Annotated in this window: 15 protein-coding genes; 13 read left to right on the top strand and 2 right to left on the bottom strand. The window is 40.7% G+C overall.

All coding sequences use genetic code 11. The annotated features are described in order from the left end of the window. The first annotated feature begins 287 nt into the window (after positions 1–287). The 12 genes from FC83_RS15280 (at position 288) to FC83_RS15335 (ending at position 12,301) form a co-directional block, all read left to right on the top strand. Positions 288–1,436 (top strand): glycoside hydrolase family 88/105 protein, encoded by a 1,149-nt coding sequence (locus FC83_RS15280; protein WP_236700850.1) that lies wholly within the window; start codon positions 288–290, stop codon positions 1,434–1,436. A 336-nt stretch (positions 1,437–1,772) separates the two neighbouring features. After that, positions 1,773–2,876, top strand: coding sequence for a glycoside hydrolase family 88/105 protein (locus FC83_RS15285; RefSeq protein ID WP_035451370.1), 1,104 nt, complete (start codon positions 1,773–1,775; stop codon positions 2,874–2,876). A 109-nt stretch (positions 2,877–2,985) separates the two neighbouring features. Next, on the top strand, positions 2,986–4,452 hold the full coding sequence (locus FC83_RS15290; RefSeq protein ID WP_081762995.1) for an MFS transporter: 1,467 nt from the start codon (positions 2,986–2,988) through the stop codon (positions 4,450–4,452). Positions 4,453–4,480: 28 nt separating this feature from the next. Further along, the gene (locus tag FC83_RS15295; protein WP_035451372.1) at positions 4,481–4,741 is read left to right on the top strand and encodes a hypothetical protein; all 261 of its coding nucleotides are present in this window, start codon (positions 4,481–4,483) and stop codon (positions 4,739–4,741) included. A gap of 113 nt (positions 4,742–4,854) precedes the next feature. After that, positions 4,855–5,694 (top strand): sugar phosphate isomerase/epimerase family protein, encoded by an 840-nt coding sequence (locus FC83_RS15300; protein WP_035451375.1) that lies wholly within the window; start codon positions 4,855–4,857, stop codon positions 5,692–5,694. A gap of 15 nt (positions 5,695–5,709) precedes the next feature. Then, a complete protein-coding gene (locus FC83_RS15305) occupies positions 5,710–7,029 on the top strand; it encodes a glycoside hydrolase family 28 protein (RefSeq protein ID WP_057002971.1) in 1,320 nt (439 codons plus the stop codon). A gap of 115 nt (positions 7,030–7,144) precedes the next feature. Further along, positions 7,145–7,939, top strand: coding sequence for a sulfite exporter TauE/SafE family protein (locus tag FC83_RS15310; protein ID WP_035451377.1), 795 nt, complete (start codon positions 7,145–7,147; stop codon positions 7,937–7,939). 389 nt (positions 7,940–8,328) lie between these two features. Continuing rightward, entirely contained in the window at positions 8,329–8,730 is a 402-nt protein-coding gene (locus FC83_RS15315; RefSeq protein WP_035451378.1) for a hypothetical protein, read from the top strand. After that, positions 8,723–10,018, top strand: a complete 1,296-nt coding sequence (locus FC83_RS15320; protein ID WP_035451381.1) for a Y-family DNA polymerase — start codon at positions 8,723–8,725, stop codon at positions 10,016–10,018. Before FC83_RS15315 ends, FC83_RS15320 begins: the two co-directional genes overlap by 8 nt. 13 nt (positions 10,019–10,031) lie before the next feature. Continuing rightward, on the top strand, positions 10,032–10,352 hold the full coding sequence (locus tag FC83_RS15325) for a hypothetical protein (RefSeq protein ID WP_035451382.1): 321 nt from the start codon (positions 10,032–10,034) through the stop codon (positions 10,350–10,352). Between the two features lie 77 nt (positions 10,353–10,429). Then, positions 10,430–11,416 (top strand): hypothetical protein, encoded by a 987-nt coding sequence (locus FC83_RS15330; protein WP_035451385.1) that lies wholly within the window; start codon positions 10,430–10,432, stop codon positions 11,414–11,416. A 36-nt stretch (positions 11,417–11,452) separates the two neighbouring features. Further along, a complete protein-coding gene (locus FC83_RS15335) occupies positions 11,453–12,301 on the top strand; it encodes an aldo/keto reductase (RefSeq protein ID WP_035451388.1) in 849 nt (282 codons plus the stop codon). A gap of 176 nt (positions 12,302–12,477) precedes the next feature. Here FC83_RS15335 and FC83_RS15340 read toward each other — a convergent pair whose 3' ends face one another. Next, positions 12,478–13,089, bottom strand: coding sequence for a TetR/AcrR family transcriptional regulator (locus tag FC83_RS15340; protein WP_035451390.1), 612 nt, complete (start codon positions 13,087–13,089; stop codon positions 12,478–12,480). A 103-nt stretch (positions 13,090–13,192) separates the two neighbouring features. On the opposite strand from FC83_RS15340, the gene FC83_RS15345 reads away from it, so the two are divergent. Continuing rightward, a complete protein-coding gene (locus tag FC83_RS15345; RefSeq protein ID WP_057002972.1) occupies positions 13,193–14,131 on the top strand; it encodes an amidohydrolase family protein in 939 nt (312 codons plus the stop codon). A 169-nt stretch (positions 14,132–14,300) separates the two neighbouring features. On the opposite strand, the gene iscB is transcribed toward FC83_RS15345, so the two are convergent. After that, positions 14,301–15,422, bottom strand: a 1,122-nt coding sequence (gene iscB / locus FC83_RS15350) for an RNA-guided endonuclease IscB (protein ID WP_236700851.1), incomplete at its 5' end; no start/stop codon positions are given.

A 15,422-nucleotide genomic window follows, 5' to 3' on the forward strand; every position in this document is an offset into this window, starting at 1 on the left:
TTTTAGATAATGATATTGTCCCTTTAGAGGACATCCAGAAAATTTGTAATTTCTTGGATGCGAACTGAAGGGATTTTTTAATGTCTTTGGAAAAAACAAGGCTAAGTTATAGGAGAAAAAAAATCATATTTCTATTGATAAGGTTAGGTCAAAGTAATTTCTATCAGATACGAGATTTGCACTTCACTTTTAGGAAACGTTTGCAATGGGAGTGCGAGCGTGTATACTGTATTTGTGAAATAAGAAATTATATTTCCAATTAAGAAATATCTAATCTTTTGGAGTTGATGGATAGAAAGGATGATTATTTAATGTATCCAAAGTACGGCAGCGTAAAAACTGATTGGCCTAATTTGGCAGCCCGAACAATGATTAATCGTGAACCCAATATGAATCCTAAAGGCCAGTGGGCATATGAGGATGGATTGATGTTAAATGGGATGTATGCCATCTATAAAAGTACAGGTAATGTGAGGTACTTACAGTATATCCAAGATAATTTGGACAGATTCATTACGGATCAAGGTCAAATCAAAGGCTATCATTATGGCGAATTTAGTTTAGACCAGATTAACAACGGCAAAGCTATCTTAGATTTATACGAAGAGACACACCAAAATAAATATAAGATTGCGGCAACTACGTTGTATAAACAGTTATTAAACCAGCCTAGAACAGCTGGAGGTATCTTTTGGCACAAGAAAATGTATCCATATCAAGTCTGGCTAGATGGTCTCTACATGGGGGCAGTATTTTATGCCCGTTATCAGAAATTATTTGGCATTCAGGATCGGTTAGACGATGTGATGGCACAATTTTTAGGCGCATATCAAGTTACCCATGATGATAAAACCGGACTTTGCTATCATGCCTACGACGAAAAGCACCAACAGTCATGGGCCAACAAAGATACTGGCCATTCACCGCATTTTTGGACCCGCAGCATTGGCTGGTTTGTAATGGCAATGGTAGATGTACTTGAATATTTACCGGAAATATCCCCTGAGCGTGCCCAAATATTAGACAACTTGAAAGTACTATTAGATGCACTGAGGAAAGTTGCAGAGCCTATCACATGTTTATGGTATCAAATTACAGATGAGGGTGAACGGCCTATGAACTATCTTGAATCTTCGGGCAGTTTCATGATTTTAAATGCCCTTGCAAAAGCATTACGGAAAGGATATTTATCAGAAACCGATTGGGGTGATTTTTTAGATGAGGCTTATCCGAATGCATTGAAGCAATTCGTTTCAACAGACCAACATCAAAATGTAAACGTTAATAAAGTTGTTTATACTTGTGGTTTGGGCGGCGCCAGGAACCGGGATGGATCTTTTGCTTATTACATCAGCGAACCGGTTGTTGTAAATGATCATAAGGGTATGGGCGCATTTTTAATGTTGTCCAATGAAATGAAATATCGATTTGAGTAGGATTATAATTGTGATTTTTTTATTAAAATAGAAAATGAACCTAATTAGGTTAAACGTTACATTAAATTATATTAGATAAATATTGCTTCTTTTGTAAAAAAGCGCTTGCATTTGAGCTGTGAACCATTATACTTAAATCGTAAAAAGAAATTGAATTTCTTATTTAGAAATTTGTTTAAAACCAAGAGATATCATTATGGTCTGATTTAATCAAATGAGTTTTTTAAATAATATTTGGGTAGCTTGTTTATGAAATGTTATCGAGAACAAAAATTGATTAAATTATCTATTATTTATTGTTATAGATTGAAATAATATTAAAAGGAGTGCTTCAAAATGATTGAAACTAAGGTATCTAAGTCTGAACTAACCGACACAATTGATTTGTTGATTCATAATTTAACCCACCTAAGCGATCCTACTGGCGAGTTCTCAATCAAGGTTGGCGATGGTTCGATTATTGATAACAAAAGCTTTGACTATTGGGAATGGACCTCTGGTATTGGCTTATACGGCATGATGAAATATTATCAATTGACACGTAATCAAACCGTACTAGACAGAATCATTAAATGGTATGACGATCGGTTCCAAGAGAAGCCAGTTGAAAAGAATATCAATACCATGGTTCAAATGTTAACGCTAGCTTATTTGTATGAAGAAACCGGCAATAAGAAATATCTACCTTATCTACGGAGTTGGGGGGATTGGTTATACCATGACTTACCGCGCACGGAACGTGGTGGTTTTCAACATGTGACATTCGGGGATCTTCATCCAAATCAGATGTGGGCCGATACATTAATGATGAGTGTTTTGACGATTCTCAAACTTGGCAAACTACTTCATAAAGATGAGTATGTGGAAGAAGCTAAGAAGCAAGTTCTGTTACATACAGAATTTCTTCAAGATCGTAGCACTGGACTTTGGTATCATGGTTGGACGTTTGAAAAGCGGAATAATTTTGCAGGTGCTTTTTGGGGTCGGGGCAATTCTTGGATCTCAATTGCATTCCCAGAAATTTTAACATTGTTAGATCTCCCCAAAGATGATGCTTTTCGTAAATTTATGATAATGAATTTACAATACCAATTTGATGCACTGGAGAAGTATCAAGCTGACAGTGGTTTATGGCATACCTTAGTGGATGATCCCAGTTCATATGTTGAAGGTTCCGCAACAGCCGGATTTACTTATGGCATCTTAAAAGCGGGGCATGAGCATTATATTGAAGGCACTAATTACCGTCAGATGGGTTTGAAGGGACTACGCGGTTTATTAGACAATATTGATGATGAAGGCGCGCTGGCACACGTTTCCGCAGGGACACCCATGGGCGAGACAAAAGATTTCTATAAACATATCAAGATTTCAGTTATGCCTTATGGCCAGTCCATGGCAATCTTGGCACTTACAGAATATTTGAAAGAATTTTATTAAATCTTAGGTATTAAATGTTACCAGCAAACTATAATTTGCTGGTAACATCCCGAACTTATTGAAAGCGAATTCAAGATTACTCATTCAAAATTCACTAAGGAGTGAAAATATGAAAGCCACAGTAGTTGATAAAAGCAATAATAAAGCCAATAATGCAGCTAGCAATCCAACTTCAGGGATTGAGGTCGTTCAAACAAATGCTCATCCCTTTGGTATTCGCGATAAAATTGGGTATATGTTTGGTGATTTAGGCAACTGTTTTATTTTAGGTTTAGTTAATAGTTTTCTAATGATCTATTATACAAATGTGTTAGGTATTTCTGGCGCAATTGTCGGTATTTTATTTTTAACCGCCAGAATTATTGATGCTTTTGCAGATGTTACAGTTGGACGGATTGCAGATGTAACTAAGCTGACCGCAGCCGGTCGTTTCCGGCCTTGGATTAAAAGAATGAAATGGCCATTTTGCTTAATTGCAATCATTTTATTCTTACCAGTTGTAAGCGCATTTCCTTTGCCTGGCAAAGTCGCGTATATCTTTGTAACTTACTTAGTTTATGGTGTTTTCTTGTCTTGCATTAATATTCCTTATGGTTCTATGGCTTCTGCAATTAGTGCTAACCCAGATGATCGGGCTTCTTTATCCACATTCAGAAGTGTCGGTTCTGCAATTGGTGGTGCTACAACAGGATTTTTAATCCCAATCTTTATGTATTCCACAGCTGCTAATGGTCGCCAAGTTGTTTCTGGTATGCGTTTCTTCTTCATTGCCATTGCTTGTGCCTTAATTGCCTTCGTAGCATATAATTTAACTTATCATTTAACAACTGAACGGGTTCAAGTTGAAAAGACTGAAAAAGTCAGCGCCAAGCACTTAATTAAAGGTTTATTTACAAACCGGGCTTTAATGTCATTAGTTGTGATCGATCTCTTCGTTGTCATTAACCAAATCTTATCAGGAACTACGACAACCTATCTATTCAATGATTATTTCCATAGCAAACAAGCCATGTCAATCGCACTGTTATTTACTTATGGGACCGTGGTTGTCTTAGCACCGTTTGCCACGATGTTGATCAAAAAGTTTGGTAAACGAGAAGCAAGCATTTGCGCGTTATCCTTCTCAGCAGTTATGTATTTAGCGATGTATTTCTTACATCTGCGTAACCCATGGGTTTACTTAGTTTTATTGTTCCTAGCCACTTTAGGGTCAGGTTTGTTCAACTTAATGGTCTGGGCATTCATAACTGATGTTATTGATTATCATCAGTATCTAACTGGTTTTCGTGAAGACGGGACTGTTTATGGGGTCAACTCATTTTCTCGGAAAGTTGGTCAGGCTTTAGCCGGTGGTATCGGTGGTTTCATGTTGCAATTTATCGGTTATCAATCCTCATCAACCGGTGGCGCAGTTCAATCTTTAGCTGTTGAAAACAGAATTTATGGGTTAGCCAACTTATTGCCATTTGGCTGTTTAACAATTGCAGCATTATTGATGATTTTCTGGTATCCACTGAGCAAGAAGAAGATTGATAAAGTCGATGCTGAATTGGCCAAAATCAACAAACAAGACTAGTCTGATAGGTAGATAAGGGGGATTTAACATGGTTGATAAATCTGATGAAGTTAAACTTGATCCAAAGGAATTTGCCAAGCTCTGCGTGGGCAATCTACCCAAAGACCCTAACGATGATACTGAAAGACGGGCTAAGAAAGTATTGCTTCAGTATCTAAACGGTTATTATATCGCTGCTCAATTTAATGATTATGAAAAAGGATTGATTGATCAAGGCATCGAGCGGGAACATTATCTTAATCGCAAAGAAATTGTGGCAATGCTAAGCCATGTAAAATGGATCCAGTAAATATACGCATATGATTTAATGAAGTCTGACGTGATTTTACGATTATGTCAGGCTTCTTATGCATAACGGGAGAAACTATTGTTGTAAAACAAATATATAAGGAGTTAATGAAGATGAAATTAGGTTTACGCGCGCACGATATTACAATTTTTGACGACATTCCAAAGCTGGCACAACGGTTAAATGATTTAAACTTCGATTATATTCAGTTTGCACCGCGAGCTTCAATGCCTGGCGTAACTAATCATGGCCAAAATATTAACTTTGGTTTAGCAAATAAAGTGAAACACGAGTTTGAAAAACAAGGCATCCAGGTTGCTGTACTAGGATGTTACATTAATATGATTCATCCGGATATTAGTGAGCGAACAGCGGCTATGAAGTTATTTCAAAAATACTTAACCATGGTTCGTTATTTTGGTGGCAACTTAGTCGGTACAGAAACTGGCAGTGTTGATCCCAATTTTAATTTAACCGCCAAAAACTATGAACCTGATATTGTTGAATTGGCTATCCAGCAAATTAAAACGTTAACGCTTACGGCAGAAAAAGTAGGTAATTTAATTGGTGTTGAGCCTGGTGTGAATCATCCTATTCATAGTTTAGCGGTATCGCAAAGCGTATTAGATAACGTTAAATCACCCAATTTGCAAATTATTTTAGATGCGGCCAATTTAGTACATGATTCTACCCAAAAAATTAGTGAAATTGTAAAAAATGCAATCACTCAATTTGGTGATCGAATCTATGCTTTTCATATCAAGGATTATGTTGTTGAGAATGGTCGCGCGAAAGTTGTACCGGTTGGAGAAGGCATGGCTGATTTACAGCAAACTTTGGCAGTAATTCAACAATATCAGCCAGATGCTTTTGTAATCTTAGATGAAACACCACAAGAAAATTTTGCTCGGTCCCTTGAACGCATCAATTTATTGACTAACGATCTCAATTAAGGAGTGTGTTTAACATTGGGTGATGTAAAACAAACGGTATTTAATGTCAAAGCATTTGATGCGATTGGCGATGGTCAGCATTTAGATACGAAAGCTATTCAAAAGGCTATTGATATGGCGGCAATCGAACAGGGAACCGTCATTATTCCGGCAGGAACATACTTAGTTGGGGCACTTTTTTTGAAGTCCCATGTTACTTTGACGTTAACTCAAAATGCTAAATTAATTGGAAGTACAGATATTAATGATTTTCCAGAAGTTTTTTCCAGAGTTGCTGGCGTTGAAATGAATTGGCCCGCTGCCATTATTAATCTGCTGACGGTGACGGATGTCACAATTAATGGTTTTGGTACGATTGATGGTCAGGGACCACATTGGTGGGCTGAGTATTGGGGTGAAGATACTAAAAGTGGTCGTCGCCAATGGTATGATGAACATGATTTACGTTGGATTGCAGATTACGACATTAAGCGACCGCGTTCAATTTTAGTTTATAAATCAGATCACATTCTGATTCAAGATATTACACTGCGGCAATCGGGTTTTTGGAATTTACAGTTAACTTATACAACAGATGTTGAAGTCGCTCATATTACAATTAAAGAAAATGATGGACCAAGTACGGATGGTATTGATGTGGATTCGTCAACAAGGGTTCATATTCATGATTGCTCATTGGCTTGTGGGGATGATTGTATTGCTTTAAAATCTGGTCGTGATGGCGATGGCTATCGTGTGGGCAAAGCCACCAGTCAAGTTGAAATCGATCATTGTACAATTCACTCTGGCTATGGTGTGACCATCGGTAGTGAAGTGAGCGGTAATATTCATGATGTGCGTATTCATGATATGACATTTGAAAATAGTGGCTGTGGTTTTCGAATGAAATCAGCTCGAGATCGGGGTGGGATTATTGAAAATATCCGGGTTGAGAATTTGAAAATGAAGAATGTTCAATTTCCTTTCTCTTGGTTGATGGCTTGGCATAATCAATATAATGCAAAGAAAGCCATAGATCTTAAGGATAAACCTGATTTTTGGCGGGCAGTTGCGGCACAAATTCCAGAAGGACAGAGTAGATTAACGCAGGTTCGCAATATTGTTGTTCAAAACGTTACAGCAGAATTGACCGCTGACTATACCTTGCCTGCACGTGCGTTTGATCTGAAGGCCTTTCCGGATCAGCCAATGGCTGACATTTCTTTTAAAGCTATTGAGATAGAGGGCAAGGAATTTGGTAATATTGTTGGCGTCAAACATTTACAATTTGATGATGTCACCGTCTCGGCATTGCATGATAATCAGACTAGTAATGATGAGTATGACAATCGCTAGGCTATTTCTGCAAAGATTTTAATCTGACACATGTGGTTATCTGGCATTGTTTTAACTTTTCTACAATGCTAAAATGAAAATTATCATAATTTACTAAAAAGAAGGAAACTACATAATGTCAGCCATATTTAGCTCGGTTTACATGCTTGTTTTTGTCGGCATTGCCGCTGGGATCTTAAGTTCAGTGGTGGGGATGGCATCTTTAATTTCGTATCCATTTTTATTAGCAATTGGTCTGCCACCCCTTTATGCCAATGTGACCAATACCGCTGGCTTAATTTTTACTGGCGTTGGTGTGGGCTTGGGTTCTCGAAAAGAACTCCATGGCCATGGGCGAGATTTACTTAAAATTTTGGTCCTAACGATCACCGGGAGTGTTTTTGGTAGTTTTTTATTGTTGATTGCCCCGGCCTCTACTTTTGAACATGTTGTGCCATTCTTCATTGCCACAGCAGGGGTGTTACTGTTAATGCCCAGCCGGCGGGATCGGGATGAACAGATTGCAAAGGTGGGCTTTGGCACTAAACGGCAAATCTTACCCAGTTGGTTAAGGCTGATTCTTTATGGCCTTAGTATTTTCCTAGTTGGGGCCTATACCGGGTATTTTGGGGCCGCCGGTGGGGTCATTATGCTGGCAATTTTTTCGATTACCAGTGATGAGCATTTTCCAGTTTACAATGCCATTAAAAATATTACCCTATGTGCGTCTAATATGGTAGGGACAGTAATTTATAGTTTTGAATCCCATATTTATTGGCATATTGCTATTCCCCTAGGTATTGGGTTAGCCATTGGCGGCTACATTGGTCCTGCGATTGTTCGGCGGGTACCAGCGCGGCCATTAAAAATCGTGATCAGTCTTTGTGCTTTCGGCTTAGCTGTGGATTTATTTATCAAAGCTTTCTTTTAAATTAAATGAGTAACGCAAAGGAACGCAACCGCTGCACTGGTTGCGTTCCTTTTTATTGGGGTAGAAATAACTTGCATGAGTCTTTTAGATCTTGGAGGAAGAAGTGCCCTTTTCAGGACAACTTTATTGTAGCATTTAGGTGGTCTGAAACGGTATCCGACGCAAGTCTGAAAATAAATATCAACTATTTTTATTAAAAAAACAGTCCGTTATTAATTATAACAACTATCATTTAATCTAAGCAAATAGTCGAATTTTATTATAACCATAAGCGGTGGCTGTCGCTTTAATATAAGCGATTAAAAGTAAATATTAACTTTAGCTTGACAACGAGAATGTCTGTTTGTATGATGTAGATAACTTAGTAAACTGAATTTGAGGTGAGCGTTATGACGGTTTATGATCCTCCTAAGGCATTGTGGCTCTACAATGACCGCGGGATGCTTAAATGGCAAGGCTGGTTTTTAAGCGATCATAGTCTAGCCTTGGAAGTTGATGCTAAAAAGGGGCAACCCCAAGTTATTGAACCCCAACAAAGCGATGGCGAGATTCGGCGCTTGTTAGAAGCTGCCTTTAAGGTGTATGGCCCGATTAAACTGCAATTGAATATTCTAGTCAATAATCAACCGGGGCCGGATATTGTGGGGACACTGGAGGGAATCGGTGGGGCTGATCAAATTGTTGTTTGTGGTGGCCGACAGCAGCACATTATTGCCATTGCCGACATTCGGCATGTGACGTTGTTAGATCCTGACAAGTGGTACAAAGAAGGTATGGATAACTATGCCTAACACTGAAAGAACACCTTTATCAGACCCCCGGGCGCTACCGCGGCGGGATATGCTTTGCATTGACTGCAAAAGTTTTTACGCCAGTACGGAAGCTGTTAAACATGGTATGAATCCCCTAGGGGCCAACATTGCCGTATTGTCCAGAGAAGAGTCACAAGGGGGCTTGATTCTAGCGGCATCACCTTATAGTAAGTCCCATTATCATGTAGGTCTGGGCACCCGCAAATATGAAATTCGGCCAGATATGAACCTTGAATTCGTGGAACCCCATATGGCGGATTACATCCATAAGAATTTAGAGATCAATCATATTTATCGCCAGTTTACCGACGATATTCATTGGTTTCCCTATTCCATCGATGAATCATTTTTAGATGTGTCTGGGTCTCACCGGCTTTTTGGCAGCAATTGGGATATTGCCAGTGCTATTCAACAAAAGGTTTTGGATCAAACCGGGATTGTGACCACGGTGGGGATGGGGCCCAACATGTTACTGGCTAAGCTTGCCTTAGATAATGCTGCTAAAGAAGCGGCACCTTGGAAAGCCTATTGGGATTATGATCAAGTTGCTGATACCGTTTGGCAAATTCCTAAACTAGATGCCATGTGGGGAATCGGTAGCCGCTATGCCAAGCGCTTAAAGGCATTGGGGATTTATTCGGTTTATGACTTAGCTCATGCCGATGTCAATTTATTGAAAAAGCGCTTTGGGGTTATGGGGGAGCAATTGTATTACCATGCCTGGGGCATTGACTATGCCAATCTGGAACGGCGTTATCTGGTGCGTTCGGAGAATAAAGGCTATGGCAATAGCCAAGTCTTGATGCGGGATTATGTAACCCTTGGAGATTGTTTAACGGTTTTAAAGGAAACTGCCGCCCAAGTCGCTACCCGCTTGCGGCAACATCATGTGCAAACCAGCGTGGTTGGTATCGGGATTGGGTATGCCAATGAGGGTAATAAACATTTTTCCGCACAAATGAAGTTGAGTCCTACTAATTTAACCAATGAATTGCAAGCAGCGGTGGCCTATTTGTTTCAGAAAAAGTGGAACGGCACTCCGATTCGCAATGTGGGTGTCCGCTGCAGCCGTATTTCCAAGCAATTAGGCTTGCAATTAAATTTATTTCAAGATCAGCAAAAGACTGTCAACCGAGCCAACTTAGATCAAATCATTGATAAGATTCAAGTTAGATTTGGTTATAAGGCCTTGATGCGGGCTAGCAGTTTGACCCAGGGGGGAACGGCAATTAGCCGCAGTAGCTTGGTGGGCGGCCATCAAGCGTAAAGGAGCGAATGATATGACGCAAAACGAATTTAAACAACTACTAGCACGTTTTGACCACTATTTTCTCGGGCAGCGTAATACGTTATACTGGCTGGTCGTAGTCCGGGATCATTTTGATAATTCCAACAATGTTTTTCTGTATAGCAAAAAATTACGCCAACAAGTGGTTATTTCCCATGAGCTGGGTATTCTGCCAGGGGATACCGCCACATATCAGCGTATTTTAACCATGTTGAAAGCGCATACGCAAATGCGTATCGAAATTCGGGATACCCACCATTTGATCAATGCGGTACCGCCAATAAATTTTGACCCCTATCATGGTCATGGCTAAAAAATGACAATTGGCCTATACTTATGATAGTGACACACTTAAAATTACTTTGAGATTGTGATATGGGAGTTATAAACATGAATCAACGTGGGCGGTTTATTTATTGTAGCTTATTGGGATTATTAACAATTTTAATGGTTTTCTGTTTATCACAGCAACGGGTATGGGCCACGGAACGGGTGCATGATGAATTAGGTATCTTGAGCACCACTGATATTAATCACATGCGGGGGGTCAATGCCCATTTACTGACGACGGGTTCAAAGCAACAAGTCTGGGTTTACATATACAAACGCAAACCCAGCCAATTGCATTTTGAGCCCGGCCTAAGTAATAATAGCCAAAGCAGTGGTTTGAGTCGCTATCGTAAACAAGTATTAAGGGTCAATTTTGAATTGCAGCAGCAATTTAAACAAAAAGCCGATCAAGGGGTCACCACCGGTATTACCGGCGGTGAGGTCCAGCAAGATAAGATTTATAAGACGGCAGCTGAAATACAGCGGTATATTTCCATATTATTTGTTTTTCCCTACAAGGGTCATTATCAAATTGCCTTTGCCCCGGCTGGTACAAATCAGGCCGTTTTAACGGATTTTCAAATGTTTTATACCCAATTATTTTTGAGTCGGCATAAAGTATCACCGCATAACATTCAGACTTATTTTAATCGCTATACGGCGATGGTGGGCCGGCAAAAGGGCCAGACCACTTTTGACAAGGGTTTAAGGTGGCGCCAAGTCGGACTTTGGCTGGGGATTACCGGTGGTATCTGGTTGCTTTATCAACTGGCTAACAGTCTGTGGCACCAGCGTCGTCCGGATGGCCAAAGTGTGCGCCAATACCGTAGGTTACGCAACTGGCTAGCACTGTTAGGCAACTTGGTATTTTTGGGCGTGCTACTACTTATCTTTAGTATATTGTTAGACCGGTTTTATTTAACTATCACCAGTGCCTACCCAAATTTAGCGTTACTGGGGTGTAGCTGTTTGGCGCTGTTGATCAACGGTGTAGTACGGGCGCACTTTGCCCGCAGCCACAGTCATGAACAGACTCAGGAATTATAAAAAAGGTTATAATAGTCCATAAAGGAGTTGATTTTAGTGGGTGTTTTAACAGATACTTATACGTTAACAAATGGGGTCAAAATCCCCAAAGTTGGTTTTGGGACTTGGCAGATTCCCGATGGCCAAGTGGCTTATAATGCCGTTAGCAATGCCTTGAAGCTGGGGTATCGCCATATTGATACGGCCCGAGCTTATGGCAATGAGGCCTCAGTTGGCCGAGCTATCCGGGAATCAGATGTGGATCGTAGCGAAGTTTTTGTCACATCTAAACTGCCAGGGGCCATTAAAACTTTTGATGGGGCTTTAGATGAATTTAATAAAACCATGGCTGCTTTAGATATGGATTATCTGGATCTTTACTTGATCCATGCCCCATGGCCTTGGGATGCCATTGGCAGTGAACATGACAAGGGTAACCAGGAAGTTTGGCGGGCTTTTGAGAAGATTTATCAAAGCGGTCGCGTGAAGGCCATCGGGGTTTCTAATTTTAACGTGCACGATTTGGACAATTTGGCTAAAATTTCAAAAATTGCCCCAATGGTGGACCAAATTCAATACTACGTTGGCTTTACTGAACCTAAAATCGTCAACCGGGCCCAGGCCCAGGGTGTTTTGATTGAAGCTTATTCACCCCTAGCCACCGGGGATTTATTGCACAACGCCCAGATTAAAGCGCTGGCTGACAAATACCAAGTCAGTGTGCCCCAATTGGCTTTACGCTTTTGCTTAGAAAATGGCGTTCTGCCTTTGCCTAAAGCTACCGGTGAAGCCCATATTAAAGCCAATACCCAATTAGACTTTACCATCAGTCCTGAGGATATGACCACTTTAAACCAACTGCCAGATACAGCACCGGAACATTTCCATAATCCAACCCAAGGCTAACCTACAAGTCCGTCAATAAAAACGGATCAAGACAAAGGGTGCGGCCTAGCAAATTAAAGCGCTGAGTTTTCATCTTTTGGAAACTCAGTTTTTTTGTTTGGTCAACTGAGCTTGAATCTAGAATTCACTAGGGGATACAAGGTTATGCATCGTTGTGCACTCTTAGCTTGATATACTCACGGTTCAGCTTTTGGTTTGAATAATTCGTAGGGGGCTACATAGCGGCTTCTTGTGATCAATTGGGCCACGACGGCTGCAGGTTCTGGGTTCTTCTTGTGCAGCCAGTGGAGAACAATTGTCAGAATGGTGCTGAAAAATATTGGCATGGCGTAGTCGGCGGGGATGCCTTCGAAAAAGGCTTTATTTTCCATATTTTCTTCGAGATTTGCAAACAACGTCTCACTCAAGGATAATTGAAAGATTTCGATGAATTGACGACTGTTATCCTGTTCAGTCAACGCTTTGAATAGTGGGAAGTTATCTTCAATTCCCTTGACTAAGGCTAGAAAAACCGGATAGGCCGTATTGAAATCCGGAGAGATTGCAGTGGCATTAATGGCGGATTTTAAATCACGTTTTTGGGTTTGGTCGACATGTTTTAACAGGCGGTTTTCTAAATCTTGGATAAATGCCGAGAAATCAGTATAGTACAGATAAAATGTGGAGCGGCTCACACCTGCCGTTTTGATAATCTCAGTAATTGATACTTGATGCATCGGCATCCGGTTCAAAAGTACCGCAAGTGCTTCAAACATTTTAAGTTGCGCCGGCGTCCCCGTTAAATTCATCAAATCAGCTCCTAACTGAACAATTTTTGCTTTTTTGTAGATTACTTATTTAATTTAAAGGTTCTAAAATAGAGTTATTCAATAAAAGAAGAGGCGTTTATCTATGACGATTCAAAATAAAATCGATTTACACACTCACTATCTACCAAAGGGCTATGTGGCCGCTTTGAAGAAACACATTGCCGGGGATCCCGATGGCTGGCCAACCCCGGAATGGCAAGTGGACACCACTTTGAATTTTATGAAACAAAACGGTATTGATTATTCAATTTTATCACTCTCGTCACCCCATATAAATTTTAATGATAAGGATGAAACCCTTCGTTTGGCGGAAGAAAGCAACCAACTCGGCAGTGAACTGACAACAAAGTACTCCAAACAGCTGGGTTATTTTGCAACGTTGCCTTTTCCTTATGAGGCCGAATCTGTGGCTGCTGTCAACCGGGCCTTTGATCAACACCAGGCACTCGGTGTCACCGTTCCCACCAATAGCCGGGGTACCTACTTTGGCTCGCCGACATTGGATAAAGTCTATCAAACATTAAATGACCGCCACGCGATTGTCACGCTGCATCCCAATGAACCAAGTGCACTGCCGGGAAATGTCGCCCCTGGCCTGCCGACCCCACTTCTAGGGTTCTTCATGGATACTACTATGACATTTATGAATCTGTTACATTATCACTTTTTTGAGCGTTTTCCGGATATTAAATTGATTGTTCCCCATGCCGGGGCATTTCTGGCAATCCTGACTGATCGAGTTGCCGAATACGTTCAAAGTAAGTATGATACTGATATCTATAAAGTCATGAAGCAGGTTTATTTCGATACTGCCGGCGCCGTATTACCTCGACAATTACCGGCTTTATTGACGTTGGCAGATGAAAGCCATATCCTTTATGGCAGTGATATTCCGTATACACCTTTAAAACGGGCAGCCAAGTTGAACCAAGCATTGGCGGAAACTGACTTATTAACCGCTGCACAGAAACAGGCCATTTTCCATGATAACGCAGCTGAGCTATTGGCATCTGTGCATTAGTCCTTTTGTGGGCAAGTTTGGTCTAAAAAAAGTGCCGGTAGATAATTACCTACCAACACTTAAACGAACTAACATAAGTGATAGACATTAATCCCATGGGGTTGATGTTTATCACTTTTTTGGTTTTATTAAAGGAGAGGGATAGCCTTAACTTTCGCAGAAAGTTAGATCACGCCATTTGATGAGTCTTAACTTCTATCTCAGTAACGTTCCAATTATTTTGATGCCGGATCACCTTAAGTATGCTTAGATTGATGTGTTTGTATTTGGAACTTATGGCCAAGTAATAACCATCACCTGCTTTTACAAAACACTTTATTTTGCCACTGAACCCGCTGACATTACCCTTTTGGCCGTCAGGTAATTGCACATAGTCATTAAGATAAAAACCTTTTGAAAATTTCTTATTTTTAGCATTACGTTTACTCATAATATTAGGTATTTTACGGCCTTTACGGGCTGTGGCTTCATGCAGGGAGCACTTCTTTTTGCGGAATTGGTGGAACATCACCACAGCTGTGGGCCGTTGTGCGATTTTTTGGATGCCGCTGATAGTTACAGCGTCATTGTAGTGTGCTTTTGGTAAGTCTAACTTGGCCCGGTCTAAAGTCGTCTGAGCTCCATATTGAAACTTTGCTTCTGGAAAAGCCTTGAACAACCGGCGGCGCAGGATGTTCATAAAAGTAGCGCCCTTTAGAGAACGGTAACTTTGAAATTTCTTAGCCAGCAGGGCATAGAGCTTGCCACCAGGCTGATGATTGGCCTGGGTATGACAAGTAGCACACACCGTGAGCAGATTGCTCACCTGATTCGTGCCGCCATTGGACCGGTAAATGATGTGATGGATCTTTAGCTCTGGGTCTTTGGTTTTGCCATGGCAGATCTGGCAGGTATAGTTATCCCGGTCTAAGACATATTGCTTTGTGGTCTCATAACCATATTTGTCCCCCTGTTGATAGCCTAAACCAGTAATATCTGGCTGTTTCATCTTAGCCATGTCGAACTTGCCTACTTCAATATGCAGTTCTGCTTTAGGCATTACCGCTTGAATACGCTGAATCCAGTTGATGTTGTGGTGTATTTTACTGGCAATCGATGGCGGCAGCCAGCCCGACGGCTTGGTCCGGTTCAGAAAACAGGGCGAGCGGTATCTGGTGTTACGATTGCGACGACCACGCCGATAACTTCGCCGGGTATCCAGTAACTTTTTCACATCTTGGCGCAGGCTGAATAGGACTTTATCCTGAGAAGTGACAGCCAGACCGATATGATGCTGTCCAGAATCTACACC

The sequence above is a fragment of the Agrilactobacillus composti DSM 18527 = JCM 14202 genome, from assembly GCF_001436375.1.
Lineage (GTDB): Bacteria > Bacillota > Bacilli > Lactobacillales > Lactobacillaceae > Agrilactobacillus > Agrilactobacillus composti.

What these genes read in the sequence shown, in the direction of transcription:
- FC83_RS15280 (WP_236700850.1), top strand. Translation starts at nt 288, where the DNA reads ATGGATAGAAAGGATGATTATTTAATGTATCCAAAGTACGGCAGCGTA.
- FC83_RS15285 (WP_035451370.1), top strand. Translation starts at nt 1,773, where the DNA reads ATGATTGAAACTAAGGTATCTAAGTCTGAACTAACCGACACAATTGAT.
- FC83_RS15290 (WP_081762995.1), top strand. Translation starts at nt 2,986, where the DNA reads ATGAAAGCCACAGTAGTTGATAAAAGCAATAATAAAGCCAATAATGCA.
- FC83_RS15295 (WP_035451372.1), top strand. Translation starts at nt 4,481, where the DNA reads ATGGTTGATAAATCTGATGAAGTTAAACTTGATCCAAAGGAATTTGCC.
- FC83_RS15300 (WP_035451375.1), top strand. Translation starts at nt 4,855, where the DNA reads ATGAAATTAGGTTTACGCGCGCACGATATTACAATTTTTGACGACATT.
- FC83_RS15310 (WP_035451377.1), top strand. Translation starts at nt 7,145, where the DNA reads ATGTCAGCCATATTTAGCTCGGTTTACATGCTTGTTTTTGTCGGCATT.
- FC83_RS15315 (WP_035451378.1), top strand. Translation starts at nt 8,329, where the DNA reads ATGACGGTTTATGATCCTCCTAAGGCATTGTGGCTCTACAATGACCGC.
- FC83_RS15320 (WP_035451381.1), top strand. Translation starts at nt 8,723, where the DNA reads ATGCCTAACACTGAAAGAACACCTTTATCAGACCCCCGGGCGCTACCG.
- FC83_RS15325 (WP_035451382.1), top strand. Translation starts at nt 10,032, where the DNA reads ATGACGCAAAACGAATTTAAACAACTACTAGCACGTTTTGACCACTAT.
- FC83_RS15330 (WP_035451385.1), top strand. Translation starts at nt 10,430, where the DNA reads ATGAATCAACGTGGGCGGTTTATTTATTGTAGCTTATTGGGATTATTA.
- FC83_RS15340 (WP_035451390.1), bottom strand. Translation starts at nt 13,089, where the DNA reads ATGAATTTAACGGGGACGCCGGCGCAACTTAAAATGTTTGAAGCACTT.
- FC83_RS15345 (WP_057002972.1), top strand. Translation starts at nt 13,193, where the DNA reads ATGACGATTCAAAATAAAATCGATTTACACACTCACTATCTACCAAAG.